The sequence below is a fragment of the Methylobacterium sp. 13MFTsu3.1M2 genome (assembly GCF_900112625.1).
In the GTDB taxonomy this organism is placed as follows: domain Bacteria; phylum Pseudomonadota; class Alphaproteobacteria; order Rhizobiales; family Beijerinckiaceae; genus Methylobacterium.
In genome coordinates, this window is record NZ_FOMM01000031.1 from 25,247 (window position 1) to 50,090 (window position 24,844).

The 24,844-nt window shown below is 72.0% G+C and carries 22 protein-coding genes, 1 tRNA gene and 1 pseudogene; 16 read left to right on the forward strand and 8 right to left on the reverse strand.

The window, feature by feature from the left end:
• The first annotated feature begins 214 nt into the window (after nt 1–214).
• Both BM314_RS25655 and BM314_RS25660 read left to right on the forward strand, forming a co-directional pair.
• Nucleotides 215–3,220: a bifunctional [glutamine synthetase] adenylyltransferase/[glutamine synthetase]-adenylyl-L-tyrosine phosphorylase gene (locus BM314_RS25655; protein ID WP_091981138.1), complete on the forward strand. Its 3,006-nt coding sequence runs from the start codon at nt 215–217 to the stop codon at nt 3,218–3,220.
• Nucleotides 3,221–3,292: 72 nt separating this feature from the next.
• Nucleotides 3,293–4,165: a 3'(2'),5'-bisphosphate nucleotidase CysQ family protein gene (locus BM314_RS25660; protein ID WP_091981140.1), complete on the forward strand. Its 873-nt coding sequence runs from the start codon at nt 3,293–3,295 to the stop codon at nt 4,163–4,165.
• Here BM314_RS25660 and BM314_RS25665 read toward each other — a convergent pair.
• Nucleotides 4,146–4,724, reverse strand: coding sequence for a YHS domain-containing (seleno)protein (locus BM314_RS25665; protein ID WP_091981142.1), 579 nt, complete (start codon nt 4,722–4,724; stop codon nt 4,146–4,148). The two genes, BM314_RS25660 and BM314_RS25665, sit on opposite strands and share 20 nt — an antisense overlap.
• A 157-nt stretch (nt 4,725–4,881) precedes the next feature.
• On the opposite strand from BM314_RS25665, the gene BM314_RS25670 reads away from it, so the two are divergent.
• The 9 genes from BM314_RS25670 to BM314_RS25710 all read left to right on the forward strand — a co-directional run bounded on the left by BM314_RS25670 (nt 4,882) and on the right by BM314_RS25710 (nt 13,399).
• The gene (locus BM314_RS25670; protein WP_091981144.1) at nt 4,882–5,520 is read left to right on the forward strand and encodes a DUF1134 domain-containing protein; all 639 of its coding nucleotides are present in this window, start codon (nt 4,882–4,884) and stop codon (nt 5,518–5,520) included.
• Between the two features lie 147 nt (nt 5,521–5,667).
• Entirely contained in the window at nt 5,668–6,390 is a 723-nt protein-coding gene (locus BM314_RS25675) for a hypothetical protein (protein WP_091981186.1), read from the forward strand.
• A 142-nt stretch (nt 6,391–6,532) separates the two neighbouring features.
• Nucleotides 6,533–6,835 carry a hypothetical protein gene (locus tag BM314_RS25680; protein ID WP_020094369.1) on the forward strand — a complete coding sequence of 101 codons (303 nt, stop codon included), beginning with the start codon at nt 6,533–6,535 and terminating at the stop codon, nt 6,833–6,835.
• Nucleotides 6,836–7,003: 168 nt separating this feature from the next.
• Complete coding sequence (locus BM314_RS25685) at nt 7,004–7,351, forward strand: hypothetical protein (RefSeq protein ID WP_056530018.1); 348 nt, start codon at nt 7,004–7,006, stop codon at nt 7,349–7,351.
• 167 nt (nt 7,352–7,518) lie between these two features.
• A complete protein-coding gene (gene lysA / locus BM314_RS25690) occupies nt 7,519–8,787 on the forward strand; it encodes a diaminopimelate decarboxylase (protein WP_091928102.1) in 1,269 nt (422 codons plus the stop codon).
• On the forward strand, nt 8,784–9,644 hold the full coding sequence (locus BM314_RS25695) for a glycosyltransferase family 2 protein (RefSeq protein ID WP_170868185.1): 861 nt from the start codon (nt 8,784–8,786) through the stop codon (nt 9,642–9,644). Before lysA ends, BM314_RS25695 begins: the two co-directional genes overlap by 4 nt.
• Nucleotides 9,645–9,656: 12 nt before the next feature.
• Nucleotides 9,657–9,748: transfer RNA gene (locus BM314_RS25700), tRNA-Ser, on the forward strand.
• 683 nt (nt 9,749–10,431) lie between these two features.
• Nucleotides 10,432–10,671 carry a CsbD family protein gene (locus tag BM314_RS25705; RefSeq protein ID WP_042671726.1) on the forward strand — a complete coding sequence of 80 codons (240 nt, stop codon included), beginning with the start codon at nt 10,432–10,434 and terminating at the stop codon, nt 10,669–10,671.
• Between the two features lie 184 nt (nt 10,672–10,855).
• Entirely contained in the window at nt 10,856–13,399 is a 2,544-nt protein-coding gene (locus tag BM314_RS25710; RefSeq protein ID WP_091981147.1) for an HWE histidine kinase domain-containing protein, read from the forward strand.
• A gap of 144 nt (nt 13,400–13,543) precedes the next feature.
• Here BM314_RS25710 and BM314_RS31075 read toward each other — a convergent pair.
• Nucleotides 13,544–13,606, reverse strand: a pseudogene (locus BM314_RS31075) (hypothetical protein); the annotation flags it as partial.
• Between the two features lie 269 nt (nt 13,607–13,875).
• Here BM314_RS31075 and BM314_RS25720 point away from each other — a divergent pair.
• The 3 genes from BM314_RS25720 to BM314_RS25730 all read left to right on the forward strand — a co-directional run bounded on the left by BM314_RS25720 (nt 13,876) and on the right by BM314_RS25730 (nt 16,260).
• A complete protein-coding gene (locus BM314_RS25720) occupies nt 13,876–15,150 on the forward strand; it encodes an MFS transporter (protein ID WP_091981150.1) in 1,275 nt (424 codons plus the stop codon).
• Nucleotides 15,151–15,176: 26 nt separating this feature from the next.
• On the forward strand, nt 15,177–15,905 hold the full coding sequence (locus BM314_RS25725; protein WP_091682788.1) for a phosphatase PAP2 family protein: 729 nt from the start codon (nt 15,177–15,179) through the stop codon (nt 15,903–15,905).
• 172 nt (nt 15,906–16,077) lie between these two features.
• On the forward strand, nt 16,078–16,260 hold the full coding sequence (locus BM314_RS25730; RefSeq protein WP_056529492.1) for a hypothetical protein: 183 nt from the start codon (nt 16,078–16,080) through the stop codon (nt 16,258–16,260).
• Here BM314_RS25730 and BM314_RS25735 read toward each other — a convergent pair.
• From BM314_RS25735 to BM314_RS25755, 5 genes are all read right to left on the reverse strand, one after another.
• A complete protein-coding gene (locus tag BM314_RS25735; RefSeq protein ID WP_056529496.1) occupies nt 16,257–16,673 on the reverse strand; it encodes an ester cyclase in 417 nt (138 codons plus the stop codon). The two genes, BM314_RS25730 and BM314_RS25735, sit on opposite strands and share 4 nt — an antisense overlap.
• Before the next feature lie 438 nt (nt 16,674–17,111).
• Nucleotides 17,112–18,638: a GMC family oxidoreductase gene (locus BM314_RS25740; RefSeq protein WP_091981153.1), complete on the reverse strand. Its 1,527-nt coding sequence runs from the start codon at nt 18,636–18,638 to the stop codon at nt 17,112–17,114.
• Nucleotides 18,639–18,670: 32 nt separating this feature from the next.
• Nucleotides 18,671–19,615: an alpha/beta hydrolase gene (locus BM314_RS25745; RefSeq protein ID WP_091981155.1), complete on the reverse strand. Its 945-nt coding sequence runs from the start codon at nt 19,613–19,615 to the stop codon at nt 18,671–18,673.
• A 103-nt stretch (nt 19,616–19,718) separates the two neighbouring features.
• Entirely contained in the window at nt 19,719–20,597 is an 879-nt protein-coding gene (locus tag BM314_RS25750; RefSeq protein ID WP_091981158.1) for a pirin family protein, read from the reverse strand.
• Nucleotides 20,598–20,783: 186 nt separating this feature from the next.
• Nucleotides 20,784–21,695 carry a LysR substrate-binding domain-containing protein gene (locus BM314_RS25755; RefSeq protein WP_056529504.1) on the reverse strand — a complete coding sequence of 304 codons (912 nt, stop codon included), beginning with the start codon at nt 21,693–21,695 and terminating at the stop codon, nt 20,784–20,786.
• A 124-nt stretch (nt 21,696–21,819) separates the two neighbouring features.
• Between BM314_RS25755 and BM314_RS25760 the strand changes: the two genes are divergently transcribed.
• Both BM314_RS25760 and BM314_RS25765 read left to right on the forward strand, forming a co-directional pair.
• Nucleotides 21,820–22,458 carry an isochorismatase family protein gene (locus BM314_RS25760; RefSeq protein WP_091981160.1) on the forward strand — a complete coding sequence of 213 codons (639 nt, stop codon included), beginning with the start codon at nt 21,820–21,822 and terminating at the stop codon, nt 22,456–22,458.
• A 431-nt stretch (nt 22,459–22,889) separates the two neighbouring features.
• Nucleotides 22,890–23,168, forward strand: a complete 279-nt coding sequence (locus BM314_RS25765; RefSeq protein WP_056529510.1) for a hypothetical protein — start codon at nt 22,890–22,892, stop codon at nt 23,166–23,168.
• Between the two features lie 390 nt (nt 23,169–23,558).
• Here BM314_RS25765 and BM314_RS25770 read toward each other — a convergent pair whose 3' ends face one another.
• Complete coding sequence (locus BM314_RS25770; RefSeq protein ID WP_091981162.1) at nt 23,559–24,548, reverse strand: helix-turn-helix domain-containing protein; 990 nt, start codon at nt 24,546–24,548, stop codon at nt 23,559–23,561.
• Nucleotides 24,549–24,844 lie beyond the last annotated feature (296 nt).

Consider the following 24,844-nt stretch of genomic DNA (forward strand, 5'->3'; position numbering starts at 1 on the left):
CGCCACGGTCGGCTTTGAAAAGCGTTACCGGATCGGACGGAAGGCCGGGACGGCCCCCGATTCCGGGCCCGCGCGGCCGCGAACGCGTCGCCGCTGCCCGGTCCTGGCCGCATCGTGAACGCGCGGCGGGCGCCGCAAGCCATGCGCGCCGGACCGGACACGGGCGGCCCGGTCGGCTACGATGCCGGCCCCGTCGCGCCAGGGAGGATGCGGCATGAGAGATGAGACCGGTCTCCCGAACGGATCGGCGAAGGGAGCGGCCGCCAAGCCAGCCGAGACGCTGCGCGCGCGCCTGCGCCCCCGGCTCGGGCTCGCCGACCCGGACGCCGCGGGGGCCCGGCTCGCCGAGCTCGCGCCGGCGCTGCCGGCCGGCTTCCTGACACCGCCCTGCCGGGAGCTGCTCCTGGGCCTGGCGGATCATTCCCCCTTCCTGTGGCGGGCGGCCACCCGGTCGCCCGAGCGGCTCGTCGCCCTGCTGGATCAGCCGCCGGACGCGGCGAGCCGGGACATCATCGCGCGGCAGCGCGCCGTCAGCGCCGCCTGTGGGGCGAATCCCGACCTTGCCGAGGTCGGCCGGCAATTGCGCGCCAACCGGGAGGCCCACGCCCTCCTGGTCGCCCTGGCGGATCTCGGCGGCCGCTGGGACCTCGACGCGGTGACCGGCGCCCTGTCGGCCTTCGCCGACGCATCGGTGAGCGGGGCGGTCGAGGCGCTCCTCCGGCAGGGGATGGCGGCCGGGCGGTACCGGCCCAAAGATCCGGAGGCGCCGCAGGACGGGTCGGGCCTGATCGTCCTGGGCCTGGGCAAGCTCGGCGGCTGCGAGCTGAACTACTCCAGCGACATCGACCTCGTCGTCTTCTACGAGGCCGAGCCCGCCGCCGCGGCGACCGGCGGCGATCCGAAGCCCTTCCTCGTCAAGCTGGCGCAGGGGCTGGTGAAGCTCCTGGCCGACCGGACCGCGGACGGCTACGTCCACCGCATTGACTACCGGTTGCGGCCAGACCCGGGCTCGACCGCGGTGGCGCTCTCCACCGGCTTCGCCTTCGACTACTACCAGACGCTCGGCCAGAACTGGGAGCGCGCGGCCTTCATCAAGGCCCGGCCGATCGCCGGCGACATCCCGGCCGGCGAGGCCTTCCTGGCGGAACTCGCGCCGTTCATCTGGCGCCGACACTTCGACTTCCCGGCCATCGCCGAGATCCACGCCCTGAAGCGGCAGATCCACATGGTCCGCGGCCACGAGACCATCGCGGTCGGCGGCCACGACATCAAGATCGGCCGCGGCGGCATCCGGGAGATCGAGTTCTTCGTCCAGACCCAGCAGCTCGTCTTCGGCGGCCGCAAGCCGGCCCTGCGGGGCCGCCGGACCGTGGCGATGCTCGGCGAGCTCGTCGCGGAGGGCTGGATCGACGGGCGGGCCCGGGACGAGCTCTCCGCGGCCTACGCGTTCCTGCGCACCCTCGAGCACCGGATCCAGATGATCCGGGACGAGCAGACCCAGCGCCTGCCCACCGGGACCGAGGCGCTGACCGCGCTCGCCCTGTTCGCGGGCTTCCCCGACCTGCCCGCCTTCGAGGCGGCCCTGCTCCACCATGCCGGCCGGGTCCAGGCGCACTACGCCCTGCTGTTCGAGGCGGAGCCGGACGCCGGCGCCGACGGCACCGCCCTGGTCTTCGGCGAGAGCGAGCCGGATCCCGAGACCCTGGCGCGGCTCGGCGCCTTCGGGTTCCGGGACCCGCCCCTGGCCTGGGAGACCGTGCAGGGCTGGCATCTCGGGCGCCGCCCGGCCCTGCGGACCGGCCGGGCCCGGGAGATCCTCGCCGAGATGCTCCCGGCGCTGCTGCGCGCGCTCGGCGGCACCGCCGACCCCGACGCGGCGCTCCTCGCCCTCGACCGGGCCTTCGCGCGGATGCCCGCGGTGGCCGAACTCCTCGCCATCCTGCGCTCGCACGAGCGCCTGCGCCTGCTGTTCGCCGACATCCTGGGGACGGCGCCGCGCCTCGCCGACACGGTCGGCCTGAGCCCGCACGTCCTCGACACCGTGCTCGACGCCGACTTCGTGACGCCGACCACGGATCCCGACGAGGTCCGCGCGCAGTACCGGTCGCTCCTGGGCCAGCCGGCGAGCCACGAGGAGAGCCTCGACCGCTGCCGGGACGCGACGCGGCAGATGGCCTTCGTCACCGGGGCCCGCCTGCTGTCGGGCATCCTCACCCCGCGCCAGGCCGGGGAGGCCTACGCGGCGATCGCCGAGGCCACGGTGGCGCTGAGCCTGGAGGCGGAGGAGCGCCGGTTCGCCCTGGACCACGGCGCGGTGCCGGCGGGCCGCTGCTGCATCCTGGCGCTCGGCCGCCTCGGATCCCGCCAGCTCAGCGCGGAGTCCGACCTCGACCTCCTGTTCCTGTACGATTTCGACCCGGAGAACCGCACCAGCGACGGCAGGCGCCCCCTCGACGCCGTGGTGGCCTACAACCGGCTGGCGCAGCGCGTGTTCGCGGCGCTCACCACGGCCACGCGGCGCGGCCGGCTGTACGCGGTCGACCTGCGGCTGCGGCCCTACGGCAGCCACAGCCCGCCCGCCGTGCAGCTCAGCGGCTTCGCGGCCTATCACGGCGGCGAGGCGGAGCTCTGGGAGCACATGGCCCTCGCCCGTGCCCGGGTCGTCGCCGGCGACGCCACCCTGGCGGCCGACGTCACGGCCGCGATCGCCGGGATCCTCCGGCAGCCGCGCGAGACCGCCGCCGTCTGCGCCGAGGCGGGCGCGATGCGGGCCCTGGTCGCGCGGGAGCGGGGCCATGCCGGCCCCTACGACCTGAAGCTCGCCCCCGGCGCGCTGTTCGACCTCGACTTCCTCGCCCAGGCCATCGTGCTGAGCCAGGCACGCGACTGGCCCGGCTGCATCGGCCTCGGCGCGGAGTCGCTCTTCCGCGAGGCGGCGGCGCGCGGCCTCCTGCCCGCGGCGGCGGGCGAGGCCCTCGCCGAGACCTACGGCTTCCTCGACGCCGTCTACCAGTGGCAGCGGCTCGTGATGACCGATCCCGCCGCGGAACCGTCCGAGACCGCGTCCCAGCAGATCGCCAAGGCGGTGGGCCTCCCGGACGCGCGCGGCCTCGCGGCGGAGCTGCGCCGCCACCGCCGCCGGAGCCAGGCCCTGCTGGCGCGGATCCGGCGGACGGTTCGGATGCCGGCCGCCGCGCGGGAGCTGCCGGAGCGCCGATGAGGCGGCGCTCCGGCCAGTGGCCGTCGACATTCCCCCCCCGCTCGGGCATTCAGGGCGGTGTCGGGAGGCATCATGACGGGCGCGGTGACGATCTCGGGATCGGAGCGTGAGCGGATCGCCGCGGCGCTCGCCGAGATCGCCTGCGCGGCGGGGGAGATCCTGCGCCGCTACCACCGGGGCCCCTGCCCGCACGCCCTGAAGCCGGACGGCTCACCCTCCAGCGCTGCCGACGTCGAGGCCGAGGACCTGATCGTCGAGGCCCTCGCCGGGCGCTTCCCCGGGATCGCGGTCGTGGCCGAGGAGCGCGCCCAGAGCGACGCGACCCGCCCCGCCGATCTCTTCTTCCTCGTCGATCCCCTGGACGGCACGCGCGACTTCCTCGCCGGGACGCCGGACTACTCGGTCAACATCGCGCTGGTGTCTGGCGCCCGCCCGGTGGCGGCCGCGCTGGCCGCCCCCGGCCTCGGCCGCGTCTGGTGGGCCGGCCCTACGACCTTGGAGGGCCCCGTGATCGCGGGCCGGCCGGGGTCCGGGCGTCCGGTCCGCGCGCGGGCGGCGCCGGGGACGGGCCTCGTCGCCCTGGGCAGCCGGCGGCACGGCGATCCCGAGACCGCCACCTGCCTGGCGGCGCTGCCGGTGGTGGAGACGCGCCAGGTCGGGTCCGCCCTGAAGTTCGGGCTGATCGCCGCAGGCGAGGCCGACATCTACGTCCGCTGCGGCCCGACCATGGAATGGGACACGGCCGCGGGCGACCACATCGTCGCGGCGGCGGGGGGCTGCGTGGTGGTGCCGGGCGGCGGCCCGATCCGCTACGGCCAGCACGGGCCCGATCACCGCAACGGGCCCTTCGCGGCCCTCGGCGACCCTGCCCTGGCCCCGCGACTCGCCCTGCCGGCCCGCGCGAGCGACCGGCCGGCGGCGGCGCTCAGCGCGGCGCATCCGTAGGCGGCACGTTGGGCGAGGCGTCGAGCGAGGCGTCGGGCGGGACATCCTGCAGGCGGCGCACGGCCGGCCAGGCCGCTTCCGCCTGCCGGGCCAGGCCGGGCTCCGCCAGGAACCGGGCGCGGCGCCCGGCATCCCGGAACAGGTAGAGGCGCTCGTCGATCACCGCGAAGACCAGGGGATCGGCGTCCACCAAGCGGCCATCCAGGATCCCGGCGGCGTCGTAGCCCCCGAGGCGCGGCGCGTAGGCGGGCGGGTCGTCCCGGAAGGCCGCGCGGTTGGCGCCGCTGGAGAAGCGCCAGACCTGGCCGCCCCAGGACAGCTCGAACCGGGCCAGACCGGCCTGCGGCCCGCCCTCCAGGAAGTAGCTGACCGGGTCGAAGCCGTTGAGCGTCAGCAGCTCGATCCGCGTCCGGGCCGTCAGGCCCTCCTCCGCGGCGGCGCGGCCGGGGGCCACCGCCGGCAGGGCCGCCAGCGCGGCTGACAGCGCGGCTGACAGCCCCACCGCCCGCGCGAGCGTGAGCGCCGCCCGCGGGACGCCCGCGCCCGACCGCCCGGCCATGCGGACTGCGGGGTCAGGACGCGTTAACCACATCTTGCGGATTCCCTCAGAAGCTGGTCCGACTCATCCGCCCGGCGCGGCCTCTGCCGGCCCGGCGGGACAGAGCGGCACAGGTCCATCGCACGAACCGTTAATCGAACCGGGCGAGGAGGCAACGATGACGGCACGAGACGATCGCGGCACCGATCGCGGCACCGACCGCCGCACCCTCCTGCGCGCGGGCCTCGGCCTGGCGCTGGGTGCGCCCCTCAGCGGCTCCCTCCTCGGCGCCGCGAGCGCGGCCCGCGCGGCCGGCGAGGATCTCGACACGCCCGAGACCTTCCGTCCCGGCGAGATCGTGGAATCCGGCCACCGGTTCTTCGGTACGGTGTCGCGCGGCCTCGCGCTCACCGTCGAGGAGGCGGGCCGGCGCTGGGGCGAGCCCAACGGCTACATCCTCGGCCAGGAGGGCGGCGGCGCCGTGGTGGCGGGCGTCCGCTACGGCGAGGGCACGCTCTACACCCGCAACGCCGGCAAGCGGCGCATCTACTGGCAGGGCCCGTCCCTCGGCTTCGATGTCGGCGGCGACGGCGCCCGCACCATGATGCTGGTCTACAACCTGCCCAACGTGCGCGACCTGTACCGCCGCTTCGCCGGCGTCGACGGCTCCGCCTACTTGGTGGGCGGCTTCGGGATGACCGCGGTGGTCAACGACCGGGTCATCGTCGTGCCGATCCGCAGTGGCGTCGGCGCGCGGCTCGGGATCAATGTCGGCTATCTGAAGTTCACCCGTGAGCCGACTTGGAACCCGTTCTGATCCGATCGGATCCGCGAGGGCGTCGGAACGCGTTCTGATTGACCGGCACCGCAGGATTTCACCCTCGCGGCCAACCTGGGCTAGAGTGGAGTTGGGTCGGGTTTTCCGGCCGGATGCGCGGGCTGCACCCTCGTGATCGAAACGGTGATGATCTTCGCGCTGGGCTTCCTGGCGGCGAGCCTGTGCGGCTTGCTGCTGCTGCCGGCCCTCAATGCCCGCGCCGCGCGCCTGGAGCGCCGGCGGGCCGAGGCGCGCCTGCCCCTGTCGCCGGCCGAGATCGCCGCCGAGCGGGACTTCCTGCGCGCCCAGTTCGCCGTGCAGCAGCGCCGCCTGGAGCGCCGGGTCGAGACCGTCGAGGCGCGGCGGCAGTCCGACATGGCGGCGATCGGGGCCGGGACGATGCGGGTCGCCGCCCTGGCGCGCGACGTCGCTGCCCGCGACGCCGAGATCGCCCAGGCCCAGGCCAAGACCCGGGAGCTGGAGACCGAGCTGACGCTGGCGCGGGAGGACGGGAGCGCGAGCCTCGCCACGCTCCAGGCTCTCGAGGACGCCCATGCCGACCTGCTCGACAGTCTCCTGGCGCTCCGGCAGGGCGCGGCGCCGGCACCGGACGCCGCCGCGCTGGCGGCCGAGCGCGACGACCTGCGCGCGAGCCTGAAGGCGGCCGAGGAAGCTCTGGCCCTGACCGTGGCCGACCGCCAGAACGAACGCCACGACCGGGCCGGAAACCTGCCGCCGGACCGGCAGGCCGGCATCGAGCGCGAGAACGCCGATCTCCGCCGGCGAATCGTCGAGGTCGCCGAGGCCCTCACGGCCCCGGGCCGGATGCCGCGGACCGCGGCGGCGATGCCGGAACCCGAGCGGGTCTGAGCCGATCCACCCCCGAAACGGGGTTTGGCGACCGGAACGCAACCGAAAACCTGCGATGACTGCCTTGTTTCGACCACGCAAAGGCATCATCGCATCGCCGACCCGCCCTGCATCACAACTTCGACAGATGGTACGGATACCCATGCGCCTGAAGCCGATCGTCCTCGCCGTCGCGGCGGCCGTTGCCCTGACGCTGCCGGCAGCCGCGCAGCAGACGAAGCGCGGCAACGAGACCCTGAAGAAGTACTGCACCGGGGACTACCTGACCTATTGCGGCAACCTGGCCCCCGACGATCCGGCCACCGATGCCTGCTTCCAGAAGAACTGGAAGAAGCTCAGCGAGAACTGCCGCCGGGCGATCGACGCCTACGAGGCCGAGCAGCAGCAGAACGCCCCCGCCAAGAACCGGCAGGGCTCGCAGGGCGGCAAGGAGCGGCGGGGCTGACGCCTCCCGGCTGTCGAGGTCGGGCCGGGAGCCGCGGGAACGGGCCCCAACCGTGCGCCGCGGCCGGCCTGTGGCGGACGGGCGCTCGCGCCGGGACGCGGCAACGGCTAAGGTAGCGCTCCCGCCGGCCCTCGCGTGCCGGTGCCGAGCCCGCCGGACCCTCGCGCGATGTTGTCGAAACCCGCCCTGAAACTCCTCGCCGTGTCCGGCCTCGTGGCCCTGGCGGCTTCCGCCTGCGGGCGGCGGGGTGCACTGGAGCCGCCCCAGACGGCGGCCCCGCGGGCGGGTGCGCAGGCCAGCGCGGACGCGCCGACCGGGCGGCGGACGCTGCCGGTCTCGGTCGGCCTCGGTGGCGGCGCCCCGGAGCCGGACCCGGCCTCGGTGCGCGCCGGCGACGAGCTCTCCGCGGCGGCGGTCCCGCCGGGCGGCACCGAGGCGCCGGTCGAGACCAGCCGCGGCGCGCGGCGCGGCTACCGGGTGCCGAAGGAGCCTTTCATTCTGGATCCGCTGCTTTAGAGGGCGGAGGCCGGCACGTCGTCGCGGTGCCGCGCGCCCGGTGACCCCGCTCGGACTCGGTCGGACCCCGCCACCGGCGCGCGCCCGCCGCGGCTTGCGGCGGGGTGTTTCACGGGAAACAGCCCGCGCTCCGGCGGGACGAGATACGGCGACGAGACACGGCCGAGATGCACCATTTCCACTATCGCGACGGCCGCCTGCACGCCGAGGATGTCGACCTGACCGGCCTCGCCTCGGAGGTCGGCACACCGTTCTACTGCTACAGCACCGCCACGCTGGAGCGGCACTTCCGCGTCTTCGCGGAGGCGTTCGCGGCCGACGACGCGCTGGTCTGCTTCGCCATGAAGGCGAACTCGAACCAGGCCGTCCTGCGGACCCTCGCGGCCCGGGGCGCCGGGATGGACATCGTCTCCGGCGGCGAGCTGCAGCGGGCCCTGGCGGCCGGTGTGGACCCCGGCAAGATCGTGTTCTCGGGAGTCGGCAAGACCCGCGCCGAGATGGAGGCCGCGCTGAGGGCCGGCATCTTCTGCTTCAACGTGGAGAGTGAGCCGGAACTCGCGGTCCTGTCCGAGGTGGCGGTGGGCCTCGGCCTCCGCGCGCCGGTCTCGGTCCGGGTGAACCCCGACGTGGACGCCGGCACGCACGCCAAGATCTCCACCGGAAAGTACGAGAACAAGTTCGGCATCCCGATCACCCGGGCGCCGGCTGTCTACGCCGCTGCGGCCGCCCTGCCGGGGATCGCGGTGCACGGCGTCGACATGCATATCGGCAGCCAGATCACCGATCTGGCGCCCTTCGCCGACGCGGCCCGGCTGCTCGCCGGCCTCGCCCGGGAGTTGCTGGCGGCCGGCCATCCCCTGCGCCACATCGATTTCGGCGGCGGCCTCGGCATCCCCTACCGCGACGACAACGCGCCGCCGCCGGACCCGGCCGCGCTGGCGGCGACCCTCCGGCCGCATTTCGCCCCCCTCGGCCTGCGGCCGGTCTTCGAGATCGGCCGGATGATCGTCGGCAATGCCGGGATCCTGCTGACGCGGGTGCTCTACGTGAAGCACAGCGAGGGGCGGACCTTCGTGATCGTCGACGCGGCGATGAACGACCTGATCCGCCCGACACTGTACGAGGCCTATCACGGCCTGCGGCCGGTCATCGAGCCGGGTCCCGAGACGCCGCGCCTCGTCGCCGACGTGGTCGGCCCGGTCTGCGAGAGCGGCGACTACCTCGCCCTCAACCGCGAGATGCCGGAGGTGAGGCCCGGCGACCTGATCGCCGTGATGAGCGCCGGCGCCTATGGGGCGGTGCAGTCCTGCACCTACAACACCCGGCCGCTGGTGCCGGAGGTTCTGGTGCGGGGCGACCGCGCGGCGGTGGTCCGCCCGCGCCTCGACGTCGACGCCCTGATCGCCCTCGACCGGGTGCCGGACTGGCTGGCGTGAGCCGCGCTCCGGAGGGCGCCGCCGCCCCCAGGCCGGTCCCGGGACCCGACGGGCCCCTGCCGCTGTCGGTCTTCATCATCGCCCACAACGAGGTGGACCGGATCGGCGCGACGCTTCGGGCGGTCCGCGGCCTGACCGACGACCTCGTGGTGGTCGATTCCGGGTCCACCGACGGCACGCAGGCCCTGGCGGAGTCGCTGGGCGCGCGGGTGCTGCACCATCCCTGGCCGGGCTACGGCCCGCAGAAGCGCTTCGCAGAGGAGCAGTGCCGGCACGTCTGGCTCCTGAACCTCGACGCCGACGAGGTGGTGCCGCCGGAGCTGGCCCGGGAGATCCGGGGCCTCTGGGCCGCGGGCGAGCCGCGCCGGCCGGCGTGGCGGATCGGCATCGCCGAGATCTTCCCCGGCGAGGGCCGGCCGCACCCGCTCGCCTACACGCTGACGCCGGTCCGGCTCTACCGGAAGGACAAGGGCCGCTACGCCGCCTCGCCGGTCCACGACCGGGTGGCGCTGGAACCGGGGGTGAAGCCGGGCCGACTCCGGGGCGTGATCCACCATTTCTCGGTGCGCTCGCTCGGCGACCAGCTCGACAAGCTAAACCGCTACTCCGACCAGCAGGCGGACGACTTGGAGTCGCGGGGCGTGGTGATCCCGACCTGGCGGGTGTTCGTCGAGCTGCCGGGCAATTTCCTGAAGGCCTATCTCGGCCGCCGCCACTTCGTGCGGGGCACCTACGGCTTCCTGACGGCGATGAACTACGCGATCTCGCGGCATCTGCGCGTCGCCAAGCACGTCGAGCGCCGCCGCGTGGCCGCCGCCCGCCAGGATCGGGTTGACCCGCCGGATCCGACCTTCTAGAGCCAGAGCGCCGGAGACGTGGCCGAGCGGCTGAAGGCACTCGTTTGCTAAATGAGCATACCCAGAAATGGGTATCGAGGGTTCGAATCCCTCCGTCTCCGCCAGCACCGCTCAATACGATCTAAGTCGCTTAAGTGACAGCGATTTTCCGCACGTCGAGTTTTGATTTCTCCCCGCGGAAACTGGCTCGGCCAACAGCAGAAGGAATGCCCACTCGGCGCGTCCGATCTTCACGACGGCGTGTGATTTGAGCTTGAGCGGAGGAACGACTGCTTCCTGGCTCGCTTGCGAAGAGCTCCGTCCGAGCAAATGTGATCGACCGAACCGTCGCATCCTGCTTCGGCAGCATTCTCTGCGAGACCTGACTGCCCGGGTCGCCAGATCTTCAGCGTAGGTACCGACTCCGAGAACCACGCCGCGCCGGTGCCGTCGTGCTGCCTGCGATCCGGAGGCGGGATGATGTCACCCGGCGTGCGCGTCGGATTGCTCCGTCTGGGTGGCGTCCAGGCGGGTACGCCGGCTTCGGCACCGGCTGACATGGGCGTGGTCGCGTCCGAAGGAGCCGCACTGAACAGGAGCGCGCGCACGAGGGCGAAGGCACATCCCTAGCGGATCCCACTCGCGCGGAGCGCCCTTCTCCACCGGGCAGTCGAGACTTGGCCGTCGCGTCGATCCGTGCACCCGCTGGGCACGCGTCAGGACCCTCCCGTGACCGTGACCAGCCGCGCGGAACGGCGCCCGGGCGAGAGCCGTTCCCGATCCCCGTGGCCGCCCTGGTCGCGAAGGCCTGGTCGCGAAGGCCTGGTCGCGAAGGAGAACCGCCAGGAGCAGCACCACCGACACGATCAAGGGCCTGGCCAATGAGGCCGTCGGCAACGTGAAGCAGGGCATCGGCAGCGCGACTGGCAACGACAAGCTGAAGGCCGAGGGTAAGGCGCAGGAGCTGAAGGGCGAAGCCCAGAAGACGACCGGGAACGTCAAGGACGGCGCCAAGCACGTGGCCGACAAGCTCACCGGCAAGGTTTGATCCGGCCGCCCGGAGCGGTTCCACGCTCCGGGCATCCCGAGGTCGCGGCAACGCGTCGAAGGAAAGGATCGTGGGTGCTGGCATAGGCCGGTCCTGCAACGCCCGCGCGCCGTGCCGCGTTGATCTGCGAAGACAATATCCGAACCGCAGCCGGACCCTTGCCTGCGCGCAGCATCGTGGGCCCATGGACCAGTTGAACGCGTCGCAACCGACGCCGGAGATCGACCTCTCGTCCTGCGACCGCGAGCCCATCCACATCCTCGGCGCGGTGCAGGGGTTCGGCTTCCTCATCGGGGTCTCCCCGGACTGGATCGTCACCCGCGCCTCGGACAACGTCGCGACCTGGCTCGGCCAGGGTGCGGCGGCACTTCTCGGCCTGCCCCTCGATGCCGTCCTCGACCGCGAGGCCATCCACACCCTGCGCGGGCACCTGCAGACCCTGCGCGGGCCGGACGCCGTCGACCGGGTCTTCGGCCTCCGGCTCGTGCCGGGCGGCGAGCCGTTCGACGTGGCCCTCCACCGGTCCGGGGACACCATCGTCATCGAGGCCGAGCCGAGCGCCACCGAACACCTCAGCGCCGGCAACCTCGTGCGCAGCATGGTCACCCGTCTCCAGCAGACCGTGGGGTTGGACCCCCTCTGCCGCGAGGCCGCCCGCCAGATGCGGGCGTTGACCGGGTTCGACCGGGTTATGGTCTACCGCTTCGCCGCGGACCATTCGGGCGAGGTCATCGCCGAGGCGGCCCGGTCCGGCCTCGCTCCCTACCTGGGGCTGCACTACCCGGCCTCCGACATCCCCAAACAGGCCCGCGCCCTCTACGCGCGCAACTGGCTGCGCATCATCGCCGACGTCGACGACACCGGCGCCGCCGTGCTGCCCCCGCGCGATCCGGCCGGCCAGCCCCTCGACCTGTCGCTGTCGACCCTGCGGACGGTCTCGCCGATTCACCTCGAATACCTGCGCAACATGGGCGTGGCGGCCTCGCTGTCCGTGTCCATCCTGCGCGACGGTCGCCTGTGGGGCCTGTTCGCCTGCCACCACACCGAGCCGCGCCACATCTCGCTCGAGCGCCGGACCGGCGCCGAGCTGTTCGGCCAGATGTTCTCCTGGCTGCTGGAGGCCCGCGAGCGGCAGGCCGACGCCGAGCGCGAGGTCCGTTCGCGCGAGTTGCACAACCGCCTGCTGGGCGCTCTGGCCACCGGCGGCACCAACCTGGAAAGCCTCTCCGACTTCCTCGACGACCTGGCGGCGATCCTGCCCTGCGACGGCATCGGCCTGTGGGTGAACGGCGAGATCACGCTCCAGGGCTCGACCCCGACCGCGGAGGAGTTCGCCGGCCTGGTGCGCTTCCTCAACCGCACGGCTGCGAGCAAGGCCTACGCGACCGACGAGATCGGGCGCGTCCACGAACCGGGCCGCGACTTCACCGAGCGGGCGGCCGGCATGCTCGCCATCCCGGTGTCGCGCACGCCCCGGGATTTTCTGGTCTACTTCCGGCGCGAGGTCTCGCGGACCGTGACCTGGGCGGGCAACCCGGTGAAGCCCGCGACTCCGGGGCCGAACGGCGTCCGCCTGACCCCGCGCAAGAGCTTCGAGGCGTGGCGCGAGACCGTGCACGGGCGCTCGCTCCCCTGGGCCGAGGTCGAGATGCGGACCGCCGAGGCCCTGCGCATCACCCTGCTCGAGGTGATCCTGCGCCTCACCGACTCCGCCGAGAAGGAGCGCAAGGTCGCGCAGGAGCGTCAGGAACTCCTCATCGCCGAGCTCAACCACCGGGTCCGCAACATCCTGAACCTGATCCGCGGGGTGGTGACCCAGAGCCGGCCGGCGGACGGGGCAGACAGCGCCTTCGCGAACACGGTCGGCGACCGCATCCAGGCGCTCGCCCGGGCGCACGACCAGATCACCTCGAGCAACTGGGGACCGGGATCCCTGCGCGACCTCGTCATGCTGGAGGCCGGCGCCTACCTCGGACCCAAGGCCGGCCGGGTCGTGCTCGACGGCGCCGACGTCCTGCTGGAGCCGCAGGCGTTCTCGACCGTCGCCCTGGTCGTCCACGAGATGATGACGAACTCGGCCAAGTACGGCGCGCTCTGCGACAGCCTCGGGCGGGTCGACCTGCGCTGGGAGCGGGACGCCCTCGACCACTTGGTGATCCGATGGCGCGAGACCGGCGGCCCGGCCGTGCGGGCGCCCACCCGGCGCGGCTTCGGCACGACCATCATCGAGCGGTCGATCCCGTACGAGCTCAAGGGCGAGGCGGAGGTGCGCTACGAACTGGCAGGCGTCGAGGCGCGCTTCACCATCCCCCCGGCCTTCGTCCAGAACGCCTCACGCGCCGCGCCGAAGGCTGTCAGGGCGGTTCACGCCGAGGCGCTGCGCGGTCTCGCGGGGTCCGTGCTGGTCGTCGAGGACAACATGATCATCGCCCTGGAGGCCGAGGAGTTGCTCACGTCGCTCGGCGCCACGAACGTGGACATGGCCTCGTCGACGCGCGAGGCGCTCCGGCTGATCGACGCGGCGCCGCCGGCCCGGGCCCTGCTCGACGTCAACCTGGGCTCCGAGACCAGCATCGCCGTCGCGCGCAGGCTGTTCGAACTGGGCATCCCCTACGCGTTCGCCACCGGCTACGGCGACGGCTTCCGCATTCCGGAAGACCTCGCCGCCGTGCCGGTGGTGAAGAAGCCCTACGGGGCGGAGGACCTCTTGCGCGCCTTCCCGGCTTGAGCCCGAGAGCCGGTGCTTGGCGGGTCGGTGATCGGGGTTGCCGGTGGTCGGGGCGATGTCGGGCGCGGCGCTTGGCCCGGTGGGATGTTCCGCCACGAAACGCGCGGAGGTCGCGCGGTCCTCGGCGCGCCTCAGCTTGCCGAGGAAGCCCTCGGACTCACGGAGACGGGTTTCACGATCGCGACGCGGTGCCTCGATGCGGCGGATCTCGCCGTCGCGCCACGCGTCGAAGGCGGTGGTGCCGCTGGCCCGAAGGCGGGGTGAACGACGGCGGTGCGCGGGTCACGGCGCCGGGCCCGACAGGTCGCGGGCGGCATTCGAGACCCGGCAGGCCGGGACGGTCGCGGGCTTCGGGTGGGTCGGCGCCGCGGTCGCCGGGCCGGAGCGCCTCTACCGGCGGTCACGCTCATTCGGGGCGGGGTCACCTCGGTTCGGTACCGCGCCGCTCTAGGTTGGCTGAAAGGGGAGCGGACCGCATGGAGCAGGACATCGGCGAGGGGGAGCGGCCGCCCGCTTCGCGACGGCCATCCGTCTCCAGGTCCCTGGACCTCCTCAACCTCCTGCTCATCGACGTGAACGGGGCGATCAAGCCCTACCTCAACGTCTACCTCTACGTGCACCGCGGCTGGAATGATGCCTCGGTCGGGCTGGTCAGCACGGTGTCGGGCATCGTCGGCATCGTGGTGCAGACGCCCATCGGGACCGCCATCGACGCGGTGCGCGACAAGCGCGTGATCCTGCTCGGCGCCCTGGTCGCGCTCTCGCTGGCCACGCTCCTCGTCGCGCTCTTCCCGTACTTCTGGCCCGTGCTCGCGGCCTCCTGCGTGCTGGCCGCCGTCGGGGGCATGCTGAGCCCGGCCATCGCGACGCTCACGCTCGGCCTGTTCCCATCCGACCGGATCGCCGGGCGCTTCGGCCGCAACGCCGCCCTGGAGCGGACCGGGAACGTCGCCATCGCCGTGCTGATCGGGCTCGTCGGCTGGCTGTTCCCGGACCGCGCGGTGTTCCTCCTGGTCCCGGCCTGCGCCATCGTCTCGGCCGCGGCACTCTACTCCATCCCGCGCGATGCCATCGACGCGCGCCGGGCTCGCGGCGGCGGCGAGGGGGAGCAAGCCCCGGCCCGGTGGCGGACCCTGCTGACCTGCCGGCCGCTCATGGTCTTCGCGGCCTGCGTAGGGCTTTTCCATTTCGCCAACGCGCCGCTGCTGACCCTCGTCGCCCAGGAGATCGGACAGGCGCGCCCGGACTGGTCGTCCGTCATCGTCTCCGTCTGCATCGTCGGCGCGCAGGGGGTGATGGTGCCGATGGGGCTCATCGTCGGCCGCCGGGCCGAGCGCTGGGGCCGCAAGCCCTTGCTCGTGATCGGCTTCGCCGCGCTGCCCGTGCGCGCCTTGCTCTATCTCGTCTGGCGCGACCCGTACTGGCTGATCGCGGTCCAGTGCCTCGACGGCGTCGGTGCCGGCCTGCTCAGCGCGGTGAAGCCGCTGGTCATAGCCGACATCACCCGAGGAACCGGCCGCTACAACGCCGCCCACGGCCTGATCGGGACCGTGCAGGGCGCCGGCGCTTCGCTGTCGTTCGTGATCGCCGGAACCTTGGTCCAGCAGGCGGGGTTCGATGCCGCCTATCTCGCGTGCGCCGCCGTCGCGGCGGTCGCACTCGGGGTGCTCGTGACGCTGCTGCCCGAGACAATCCCGGAGAAGCCCCGGAGGAGCCCCGGGGCGGCCCGGCGGCGTGGCTGCGAGCGTTGAGACCTGACACGGCTTGAGGAGGAGTGGTGAAAGATCGGATTTCCGGCCGGGGCGGCCGGCGGCTCACCGCGACGCTGGCCGTGCTCCTCTCCCTTGCCCTGCCCGTCACCGCCGCGACGCTCCACAGCACCTACGTCGACCCGGCGGCGATGGCGCTGCAGCGCGTCCTGCCGCCCCCGCCCGAAGCCGGCTCGGAATCGGCCAAGGCCGACATGCAGGCCGTGGAGGCCGCGGTCCGCGCCCGCACGCCCGACGACGAGCGGCGCATCACCGCGAACCTGCCGTGCACCCTCGACCGCTTCACCGGTGTGCTCGGCCCAGCCTTCACGGCGGAGACGATGCCGGACACCGCGGCGCTGATCGAGAGTGTGTTCCAGGACGGGGAACTCGCCGTGCTGGCGGCGAAGGCCGCCATCGCGCGGCCGCGGCCCTACACGGTGAAGCCGGACCTCGCCACGTTCGGACATCGCTCCGACAGCACGTCCTACCCGAGCGGCCACGCCACGTTCGGGTATCTCGCGGCCACGGTTCTGTCGCGCCTCGTGCCCGAGAAGCGCCAAGCGCTGTTCGCGTTCGCCGAGACCTACGGGGAGAACCGCGTGATCGCCGGCACCCATTTCCCGTCCGACCTCGAAGCCGGCAAAATCGCCGCGGCCGTCATCGCCGAGGCGCTGTTCCACGACCCGCGCTTCGAACGCGATCTCGCCCGGGCGGCTTCTGAAGTCGCGGCCCAGGGCGGCGCCTCCGGTCGGTGAGGCGAAGGCTCCTGACGCAGGATCACGAAGGCGGGTTGCGGGGCGAACCCGCCTGTCCAACTGCGATCCCAGGCAATCCTGGGCACCCGCGCACGGGCCCTTGCCGCACCCGACCCAGCCCCGGAGATGGGCCGCCCGACATCCGAGCCCCGAACGACAGGAGACCGCCGGCATGTCTCACGTCACCGAGGAGAAGGCCGCTGATGGGCACTTCATGGTCAAGGTCGCCGGTCGTGCCGTCACGGAGACCTGCGAGAAGCGGCAGGCCAGGAAGCTCGTCCGCGCGATGCGCATCTGTCGGGCGGCCTCGTCACGCTGTTCGGCGGAAGACGAGGCTCGCCGCTGCGATGGCTAAGCCCAGCCGAGCTCTCTCACGGCCCGGGCGTCGTTCCAGATCTTCGTCAATCCGATGATGCGGTCCCCCTCGAACTGCATGACATACACGTAGTCGGTCGACGTGGATTTGCCCGTGGGCGGGCAGGGTCCGCCCTCGCCAGTGTGGGTCCCGTGGAAGACCCCGTAGGCCGTCACGTTCCGGCGCTCCTCGTCCGTCGCGAAGGAACGCACCTCGTACCGACCGTCGGGGATGAAGGTCAGGAGCCCCTTCATCCACTCCGTGTAGTCCCGCAGGGAGGTCACGCCGGCCAGGGCATCGGCCTGGGCGGAGAAGGTCGCATGCGGGGCACAGTAGCGCGCGCACGCCTCCCAGCCTCCGCCGGTCTCGCAGGCGTCGAAGAAGGCCTTTGCTACCGTCGTGATGTCGCCCATGCCTGGATCGCCCTTTTCCATTGCCGGAAGCGCCGATTGTAGCGGACGCCGTCCGCGCAAGCACCCTCTGCGAGGGTCTGCGCGGCCGGTCATGCGGCTGGCGCCGCTTCCGACCGTATCGCGACGGTCAGGAAGGCGCCTCGTTCGAGACAGCCGCGCCATGCCCCCCGCTCCCGTGCGGGAGCGGGTTGGGGCAAGACGCTTCGAGGTCGAGCACGCCATGTCTGTGACCGTTCTCGTGTGAAGCCGGGGGAGGCGGTGGGGCGGACGTGCCGAGGCGTGCGGCCCGGCTTCTCGAAGGCGGCGTCCCGACTTCGGCCGTCCCCTGGCCGAGCGCTCGAGCGCTCTCCGCCGAAGTGGATACCGGTTCGGCGTAAGAGAGCGCGTCAAGACAAAGGTTTAGAGCCGTGCCCGATTGCAACGCGATCGGGCACGGCTCTAGCCGAACCTCCGGCCGATCGCCTCGGCGAGCATGATCGTGGTCACATTCGTCGGCGCCGAGACGATGTCGGGCATGATCGAGGCATCGACGACGCTCAGGCCGTCCACCCCGCGCACCGCCCCGCTCCCATCGACCACTGCCCACGGGTCGTCGCGGCCGCCCATCGGGACGGAGGAGGTCGGGTGGGCGTAGCCGTCGACTGCCGAGAGCACGGCTCGCCGCAGCGCGTCGTCGTCACGGACATCGGGACCGGGATACAGCTCCGCCGCGACCACGTCGCTGAACGGGGCCGTCCGGCCGATGCGCCGCGACAGGCGCACCGCTTCCAACATGCGCCTCAGGTCGGCCGGGTCCTCGAAGAAGTTGTAGCGGATGAGCGGCATGGCGCGGGGGTCGCGGCTCGCCAGCCGAACCGAGCCGACGGACCTCGGCAGCGTGACCGAGCAGGCCAGTACGATGGCCCCGCCGGTCGGGCTCTGCGCCGGATCGAAGATGTGCGTCCCCGAGATGTGAAGGTCCAACTCGTCCGGGGCGGCCTCACGCGACCGCGTCCAGATGATCGCGCCCGCGACCGGGTCCATCGCCCGCACCTCCCGCTTGAGCGCGTAGACGTTGTAGTAGAACGGATGCTCCTTGAGCCGCTCGCCGACCGGCGCGTCCTGCAGCACGGGAATGTCGAGGTCGCGCAGGTGCGCCGCCGGCCCGATGCCCGACCGCATCAGGATGGCGGGGCTGCCGAATGCCCCGGCCGAGAGGATCACTCGTCCGGCCTCCACCGTCGCGCCGCCCAGAAGCCGGAGGCCGCGCGCCCGCCGGCCGTCGAACAGCACGGCGTCGACCTCGGCGCCCCCGACGATGGCGAGGTTCGGTCGGCGCCGAACCTCCTCAGTCAGGTAGGCCATGCCAGTGTTGACGCGTCGGCCCTCGACCACGTTCAGCGGGTAGGGCGAGACGCCGTGCTGCTCCACGCCGTTGAAGTCGGCGATGCGGGACAGGCCGGCCGCCTCCGCGGCCAACACGAAGGCGCGCATGGAGGGGGTGATCTCCTCCATCGTGCGCTGGCGGATCGGGAAGGGCCCGGAGCGCCCGCGCCGAGCGTCGTCGCCGGCCGGCGTGTTCTCCAGTGCCCTGAAGACCGGGAGCACCTCGTCCCACGACCAGCCGTCGAGACCGCGCGCGGTCCAGCGGGCGAAATCGGACGGCCGCGCCCGCATGGCGACCGCGGCGTTCACGCCGGAGCTGCCGCCGAGCACCTTGCCGCGGATCGCGCGCACGTCGTGGCCGAGGCCGGAGCGGTCCTGGGTGTGGTAGCTCCAGTCGTGCGCCGCGTCGCCGCCGACCCGGTTCGCGTTCGCGATGACGTCCGGATACGCCCCCGGCGCGTAGGCCGGTCCGGCCTCCAGCAGAAGAACCGTCCGGTTCGGATTCTCGCTGAGCCGGCGCGCGAGCACGGCGCCCGCGGAGCCTCCGCCGGCGATGACGACGTCGAAGGCCTGATCCGGGATGGGGGCGCGGGTGGGCATGGCGGACATGTCCTCTTCGAGAGCGGCGATGGTCAGGATGCGGAGGCGCGGCGCAGGAAGGCGGCGGCTCGGTCGAGGGCCCGGCGGCTGCTGTCGAGGTGGGCGATGTCGAGCTGGAAGACGTGATGCAGGCCCTCCCAGACCTCCAGCCACACCGCGACGCCAGCCTGTTCGGCGCGCCGGGCGTAGCGCGTCGCGTCGTCGATAAGGCGCTCGTCGGTGCCGACTTGGATCAGGAGCGGGGGCAATCCGCGCAGGTCGCCGAGGAGCGGTGAAGCCAGCGGGTGGCGGACATCGCGCGCGCCGGCATACTTGCGCGCGCAGTCCTGCAGGTACGCACGGCCGATGAGCGGGTCCTGCACCGAAGGGTCGTTCATGGAGGGGCCGGACAGCGTCAGGTCGGTCCAGGGCGAGAAGACGACGCCGGCCACCGGCGCAGGGCCGCGCGCGCGCAGGGCGAGGCTCGCCAGGGTGACGAGGCTCAGCCCGCCCCCGGCCGAGTCCCCGACGACGGCGATCCGGTCGTAGCCTTGGCCGATCAACCAATCCCAGGCAGCCAGCGCCGCCTCCGGGGCAGCGGGCAGCGTCGCCTCCGGCGCCAGAGGATAGTCGATGGCGAGCGCGGCGACGCCGGCCCGGCTCGCGATCTGGCTGACGAAGCCGCGATAGGCCGCGGCCGTGCCCTGGACGTAGCCGCCGCCGTGCAGGAAGAGGATCGCCTGGCCGGGCGCGGCATCCGCGGGGCGCACCCACCAGCCGCGGATGCCGGCCTCGTCCACAGGGTCGAACGCGACGCCGTCCGCGCGCGGGCTGCCGGCTATGAAGGTGTCGTAGACCGCCCGCGGCTCTCCCGTCGCGTTGTCCCAGAAGCGCGCGAACAGGTCCCGCAGGGCGTCCTCGCGCCGCCGTTCATCGTCGGCGAGCGGAATGGTGATCGTCCCTGGCGCCGGATCGGGGCCGAAGGTGTCGTCGCGCATCGCAGTTCCCGCTGGTGCATCGGCCCGACCGCCGCCGGGCAAGGCTCCGCCGTCCGCGCGTCGCTCGGCGCCGCGCGGGGTTCGTGTGTCGGACGATCGGATCTCAGGCCGGGATGCGGCCGAACGCGCCCCGGGCGTAGCCGGCGAGCGCGCGCTCGACGTCGGCGACCGTGGACATCACCAGCGGACCGCGCTTGACGAAGGGCTCGCGGATCGGCCGCCCGGCCATCAGCACGACATGCGCAGCCTCGGCGGCTTCGAGGATGATCTCCGCGGCGGAACCGGCGCCCACCGCGAGGGCGCCGCCCTCCGGCAGGAGGCGCTCCTCCTCACAGCAGCGGACGGACACGCGCCCCGACACGGCGTAGATCCAGGCTTGCCGCCCCTCGGGCAGGGCGTGGGCGAAGGCGCCGCCCGGCTGTAGGAAGCCGTCGAGCAGTGTCATCTCCTCCGGGGTGCCACCCGCGCCGACAACGTCGCCGCTCTGCCCCAGGACGACGCGGACGCGATGGCCGCGGCCTTCGAGGACCGGGATGTCGGCCGCGCGAACGTGCAGCGCGCGCGCCGGCTGCGCCTTGAGGCGCGCGGGCAGGTTGACGAAGACCTGCAGGGCGTGGACCCGTGCCCCTTCGGCCGGCCTCTCCTCGTGCGCTGCGCCCGACGCCGCCGCGAGCCAGTAGAGGTCGCCCGGCTCGAGGGCGACGTCTCGGCCCAGCGTGTCCCGGTTGAGGAAGTGGCCGGTCGCGTCCTCGAACATGACGGTCACGGCCGAGATGCCGGCATGGAGGTGCGGCTCGAAGGTCGGCCCCGTCATGACGAAGTGGTCGACCATCAGAAGCGGGTCCATGCGCCCGTCGAAGACTTCCTCGGAGAAGTGCGTCGCGGAGAAGTTCGAGCCGATGCGGTGGGGCTCTCCGAGAACGGTCTCGCCGAGCCTCGGGCTGAGCGCGTCGGCCCCGTGGATGGTCTCGAGAGCTGTCATGTCCTGCCTCGCTGCGTGGATGTGCCGATGGTGTGGCGACAGACGCTGGCCGAGAAGGCAGCCATTTTCGGACCTATCGTCCGATCGTTTGGACGCCGGGATCCGGCATCCGGTGGCGCTCGCGGCGGATGGCGACCGGCCCCGGCCCCGCACACCCTCGACCGACCTCGTCGAGATCGCCCGCGCCTAGAGCAGCACGGCCTTCGGAAACTCCGCCGCGAGGTGGTCGAGAAAGGCCCGCACGGACGGCAGCAGGCCTTGGCGGTAGGGAATGAGGGCCGTCAGGGTGGAGTCGCCCGCGACCCAGTCGGGCAGAACGCGCCGCAGGGCACCCGAGCGGACGGCCTGACGACAGATGTAGCTCGGCAGAGCGACCACGCCGATGCCGCGGATGGCGGCCTGCTGCAGCCCGACCATGTCATCGCCCATCAGCCGCGGGCTCAACGGCAGTACCGCCTCGTCCCCGGCGCGGCTCGCGTGCCGCAGCCGCCAGACTGGCGCGACCCCGGTCCGCATCATGAACAGGGACGGATGGTCCCGAAGGGCGTCCGGATTGTCCGGAGCGCCGTTCTCGTCGAGGTATGCCGATCCCGCGAACAGGAACCAGGGCGCCGGCGCCAGGGTACGCTGGACGAGGTTCGAGTCCGGCAGCGGGTCCGTATGGGCCCGCACGGCGATGTCGAAATTCTCGCCGACGATGTCGACGGTGCGGTCCGCGCCGTGGGCCACGACATTCACCTTCGGGTGGCGGACGAGGAAGTCCGCGATGATGTCCGCCAGGGCGAACTGCATGGTCGCGACGCCGGCCGTGCACCGCACCGTGCCGGTCGGCTCCGTCAGGCGCTGGCGGATCGTCGTCTCCGCCAGCTCCGCCTCTCTGAGCATCGCGACCGCGTGGCGGTAGAAGTCCTCCCCCGCATCCGTCATGCCGAACCGGCGCGAGGTCCGGTTCAACAGCCGGACGCCGAGGGCGCCCTCCAGCTGCTGGAGGCGGTGGCTCAAAGTGGATTTCGGCACGCGCAGCGTCCGCCCGGCGGCCGTGAAGCCGCCGCGATCGACGACCTGCACGAAGTAGAAGAAGTCGTTCAGGTCGAGCACGCCGCCTCCTCGTCGTCCAAACCTATGGACGCTGGGTTCGGATTGTTGCGGCTTCTGGGCCGTCGGTCCAGCCGATAGCTCTTGCTCGTCGCCGGCCCCGACGGGCCTTGAGCAGGAGGATACGATGACCGCTCGCGCCTACGAACCGCTCACCGCCGAGAACGCAGCCCTCGTCCTCGTCGACCATCAGGTCGGCCTGATGACGGGCGTGCGGGACTATTCGACGGGCGAGCTCAAGCACAACGTGATCGCCCTGGCGAAGGCCGCCACGGCGCTCGGCCTGCCCATCGTGGTCACCACGACGGCGCGCGACAGCCTATGGGGTCCGACCTTCCCCGAGTTGGTCGCGGCGTTGCCCGGAAACGAGATCATCGACCGCTCGTCGGTGAACGCCTACGACGACGCGCGCGTCGCCCGGGCCATCGAGGCCACGGGCCGCGAGAAGCTGATCTTCGCCGGCATCTCGCTGGAGGTCTGCGCGGCTTTCCCGGCCATGACAGCCGTCGCCCGCGGCCTCGACGCCTACGTGGCTGTCGACGCCTCCGGGACGTTCAGCGAGACCAAGCGCCAGGCCGGCCTTCTCCGTATGGCGCAGGCGGGCGTGGTCCTGTCCGACTACGCGACGCTGATGGTCGAGATCCTGAAGGACAACGCCCGCCCGGAGGCGGGCCCGGTCTACGCCGCCTTGGACATGCCCTGGGCGACCTTGGTCGGCCAGGTCGCCGCCTCCTTCGGCAGAGTGGACGGCGGAGCGAATGCTTGACCGTTCCCGACACGTGTCAGTTTGCGGCCGCCGCTTGTCCCACAGCGGTCGGCAAGCGGGCGCGCCAGCGGTGTCTGCCGGCCCCTGCTCGACGCAACAATCGAAGCAACACGCGCGTAAGGCCGAGCTCTTAAATCCTTCATTAACCAAAGGCCCGAACGGCCACGAGGGGGAACCGACATGACCACCATCATCGCACGACTGCTGATCGTCATCAGCGTGATCGGCGCCATCGCCTGCGCGCCGATGCTGACGCCGGCATCCGCAGCCGGTCTCCTCGCGCAGACGAGGTGAGCCGTCATGGCCATGCAGTCCGTCATCCTGCTGGTCATCGCCGGCAACTTCGCCTGCGCCACCCTCATCCCGTATTTGGCGATGACCGGAGCCTGAAGGCGTCTCCTCGGTAGATCTCTCACCCTACGGAGCCGACCATGAGTATCTCGAAGACCGCTTGCCTCACCGCTGTCCTCGGCCTCGTCTCCGACATGGCCTTTGCCCAGCCACAGGCGAGCCAGGAGAACCTGAAGCGCCACTGCATAGGAGATTACCTGGAACACTGCGGCCAGTTCTCGCCCGACGGCGGGGAAGTCCAGGCCTGCTTCCGCGAGAGAGCCGGCCTCCTGACACCGAATTGCTCGATGGCTATCGCCGCTTACCAAGAGGAGCAGAAGGCCGCGAATCCGATCCGGAAGGTCCGCGCCGCACGGTGAAGTCATCCCTTGGCGTATTCGATAAGGTCAGCCGAGCCGGCATCTGCGAAATCCGGCGCGGCACGGAATTCGCCCGTGTCTACCGTCGCCTGCCCTGACCGGGATGCGACCCGCCGCAGGGTATCAACCTTACCGCGCCCGACAGCCCTCGGCGAATGGGGGTTGGATGACCGGTACCGCAAGCCAGCGCACGCGGTGCGCGTTCGCCGCGCACAGTCGAAGGGCAATGCGAAATCCCCTGCGCCGGATCGTGGCGGAGTCCGCCGCTTCTCGAGATTGGGCGCGAATGGAAGCCGAGGTCGGCTTTCCCGCACTTGATGCCCAGAAGCGGACAGGCGGAAGACCACCCCGAACTGCCGTTCCGGGAGCGACCCGAACCGGTCACTCAGGTCACGAGAATGACGGCCGGGACGCGGACGCGCCCGGTTGCGTGTCTCGGCTGTGCGCCTGCCGGTAGTCACGCGGGCTCATGCCGTAGCGATCCTTGAAGCGGCGCGCGAAATGCGCCTGGCTGCTGAAACCGCAGCCGTAAGCCAGCATGCCGATCGACAGGTGGGCGCAGGCCGGATCGCCCAGGCGCTTGGCTGCCGCCTCCAGGCGGCGTCCCCAGATGTAGTCGGAGATGTGCCGGCCGCGCTCGTGGAACAGTTCCTGGAGCCGGCGCAGCGACACGCCCATCGCGGCGGCGAGTTGCGGCGGATCCAGGTTCGGGTCGCTCAGATGGGCCTCGATATAGGCCTTGGCGCGCTGGACCGTGACGTTGCCGTGGACGGAACGGGGTACCTCCTGCGCCATCCGTTCGGCGAGGCTCGCTATGATCAGGTCCGTTCCGATCGCCGCCATGCGCGCGGCCGCGTCGGGCGTGAGCTGATCGCCCATGCGCACCAGCTCCTGGAGGAAGGTGTTTGCCAGGGTCGTGGACGCGAGGTCCGCGCCGACCGTGAGTGCACAGTACAGCCGGGACGGACCCAGCATGGCCTCGAAGCGCTCGCGCGGCAGATCGATGACGAGGGAGATGCCCGTGTCGGCCTCGCAGACGGCCGGGCGTGCGTCGATAACGACGAAGTCGCCCGTCCGGAATACAGCCTCCCGATCGCCTTGCTGGATGGCGTCCTGGCCGGAGAGCTTCATGGACGCGTAGAGGCGGTCGGGCTGCCCATAGCGCCGAATCGCGTCGGGGGTCGCTTCAGTCCGCATGGCGGTGTGTGCCATCTTGGAGATCGGCACAGGCCCGATGCTGGTGACGTCCAGCCTGCCCTGAAACGGAACCCCGTGAAGGGGTTGCTGGTCGATCGGGATCAATCGCTCGCAGATCGTCTCGCGCCAGCGCCGGAACGCGTCCTTGGGGTGAATTCCCTCTGTCGAGAAGAAGGGTTGCATGCGTAGCCTCGGCACGCAGCGCGCCGTCCCGAAGCGCAGACTGCGGATCCGGAGGGTTATTGTATATAATCTATTATCTCAAGACCGCGGTGCCGGGTGCTTCGCGGCGGTTCTGTCCGCGTCTCAACCAATGCCGTCGGTAAGCGCACCGGCAGGAAACCGCCCAGAGCCGCCACTCCGATCGCACCCAAGCCTGACACAGGACCACCCCGCGGGGGCCGGTCACCGTCTCGGAATCCCTCCGTCCTCGCCAGCGTTGTCGGAGCCGCCGCAACGGCCGCGCTCTTCCCGATGCC

Coding starts and splice junctions, on each gene's coding strand:
- BM314_RS25675 (WP_091981186.1), top strand. CDS start 5,668: ATGATCTTCGCGCTGGGCTTCCTGGCGGCGAGCCTGTGCGGCTTGCTG.
- BM314_RS25665 (WP_091981142.1), bottom strand. CDS start 4,724: ATGGCCGGGCGGTCGGGCGCGGGCGTCCCGCGGGCGGCGCTCACGCTC.
- BM314_RS25765 (WP_056529510.1), top strand. CDS start 22,890: ATGAGTATCTCGAAGACCGCTTGCCTCACCGCTGTCCTCGGCCTCGTC.
- BM314_RS25720 (WP_091981150.1), top strand. CDS start 13,876: ATGGAGCAGGACATCGGCGAGGGGGAGCGGCCGCCCGCTTCGCGACGG.
- BM314_RS25750 (WP_091981158.1), bottom strand. CDS start 20,597: ATGACAGCTCTCGAGACCATCCACGGGGCCGACGCGCTCAGCCCGAGG.
- BM314_RS25670 (WP_091981144.1), top strand. CDS start 4,882: ATGACGGCACGAGACGATCGCGGCACCGATCGCGGCACCGACCGCCGC.
- lysA (WP_091928102.1), top strand. CDS start 7,519: ATGCACCATTTCCACTATCGCGACGGCCGCCTGCACGCCGAGGATGTC.
- BM314_RS25660 (WP_091981140.1), top strand. CDS start 3,293: ATGACGGGCGCGGTGACGATCTCGGGATCGGAGCGTGAGCGGATCGCC.
- BM314_RS25760 (WP_091981160.1), top strand. CDS start 21,820: ATGACCGCTCGCGCCTACGAACCGCTCACCGCCGAGAACGCAGCCCTC.
- BM314_RS25710 (WP_091981147.1), top strand. CDS start 10,856: ATGGACCAGTTGAACGCGTCGCAACCGACGCCGGAGATCGACCTCTCG.
- BM314_RS25680 (WP_020094369.1), top strand. CDS start 6,533: ATGCGCCTGAAGCCGATCGTCCTCGCCGTCGCGGCGGCCGTTGCCCTG.
- BM314_RS25745 (WP_091981155.1), bottom strand. CDS start 19,615: ATGCGCGACGACACCTTCGGCCCCGATCCGGCGCCAGGGACGATCACC.
- BM314_RS25655 (WP_091981138.1), top strand. CDS start 215: ATGAGAGATGAGACCGGTCTCCCGAACGGATCGGCGAAGGGAGCGGCC.
- BM314_RS25685 (WP_056530018.1), top strand. CDS start 7,004: ATGTTGTCGAAACCCGCCCTGAAACTCCTCGCCGTGTCCGGCCTCGTG.
- BM314_RS25740 (WP_091981153.1), bottom strand. CDS start 18,638: ATGCCCACCCGCGCCCCCATCCCGGATCAGGCCTTCGACGTCGTCATC.
- BM314_RS25735 (WP_056529496.1), bottom strand. CDS start 16,673: ATGGGCGACATCACGACGGTAGCAAAGGCCTTCTTCGACGCCTGCGAG.
- BM314_RS25770 (WP_091981162.1), bottom strand. CDS start 24,548: ATGCAACCCTTCTTCTCGACAGAGGGAATTCACCCCAAGGACGCGTTC.
- BM314_RS25730 (WP_056529492.1), top strand. CDS start 16,078: ATGTCTCACGTCACCGAGGAGAAGGCCGCTGATGGGCACTTCATGGTC.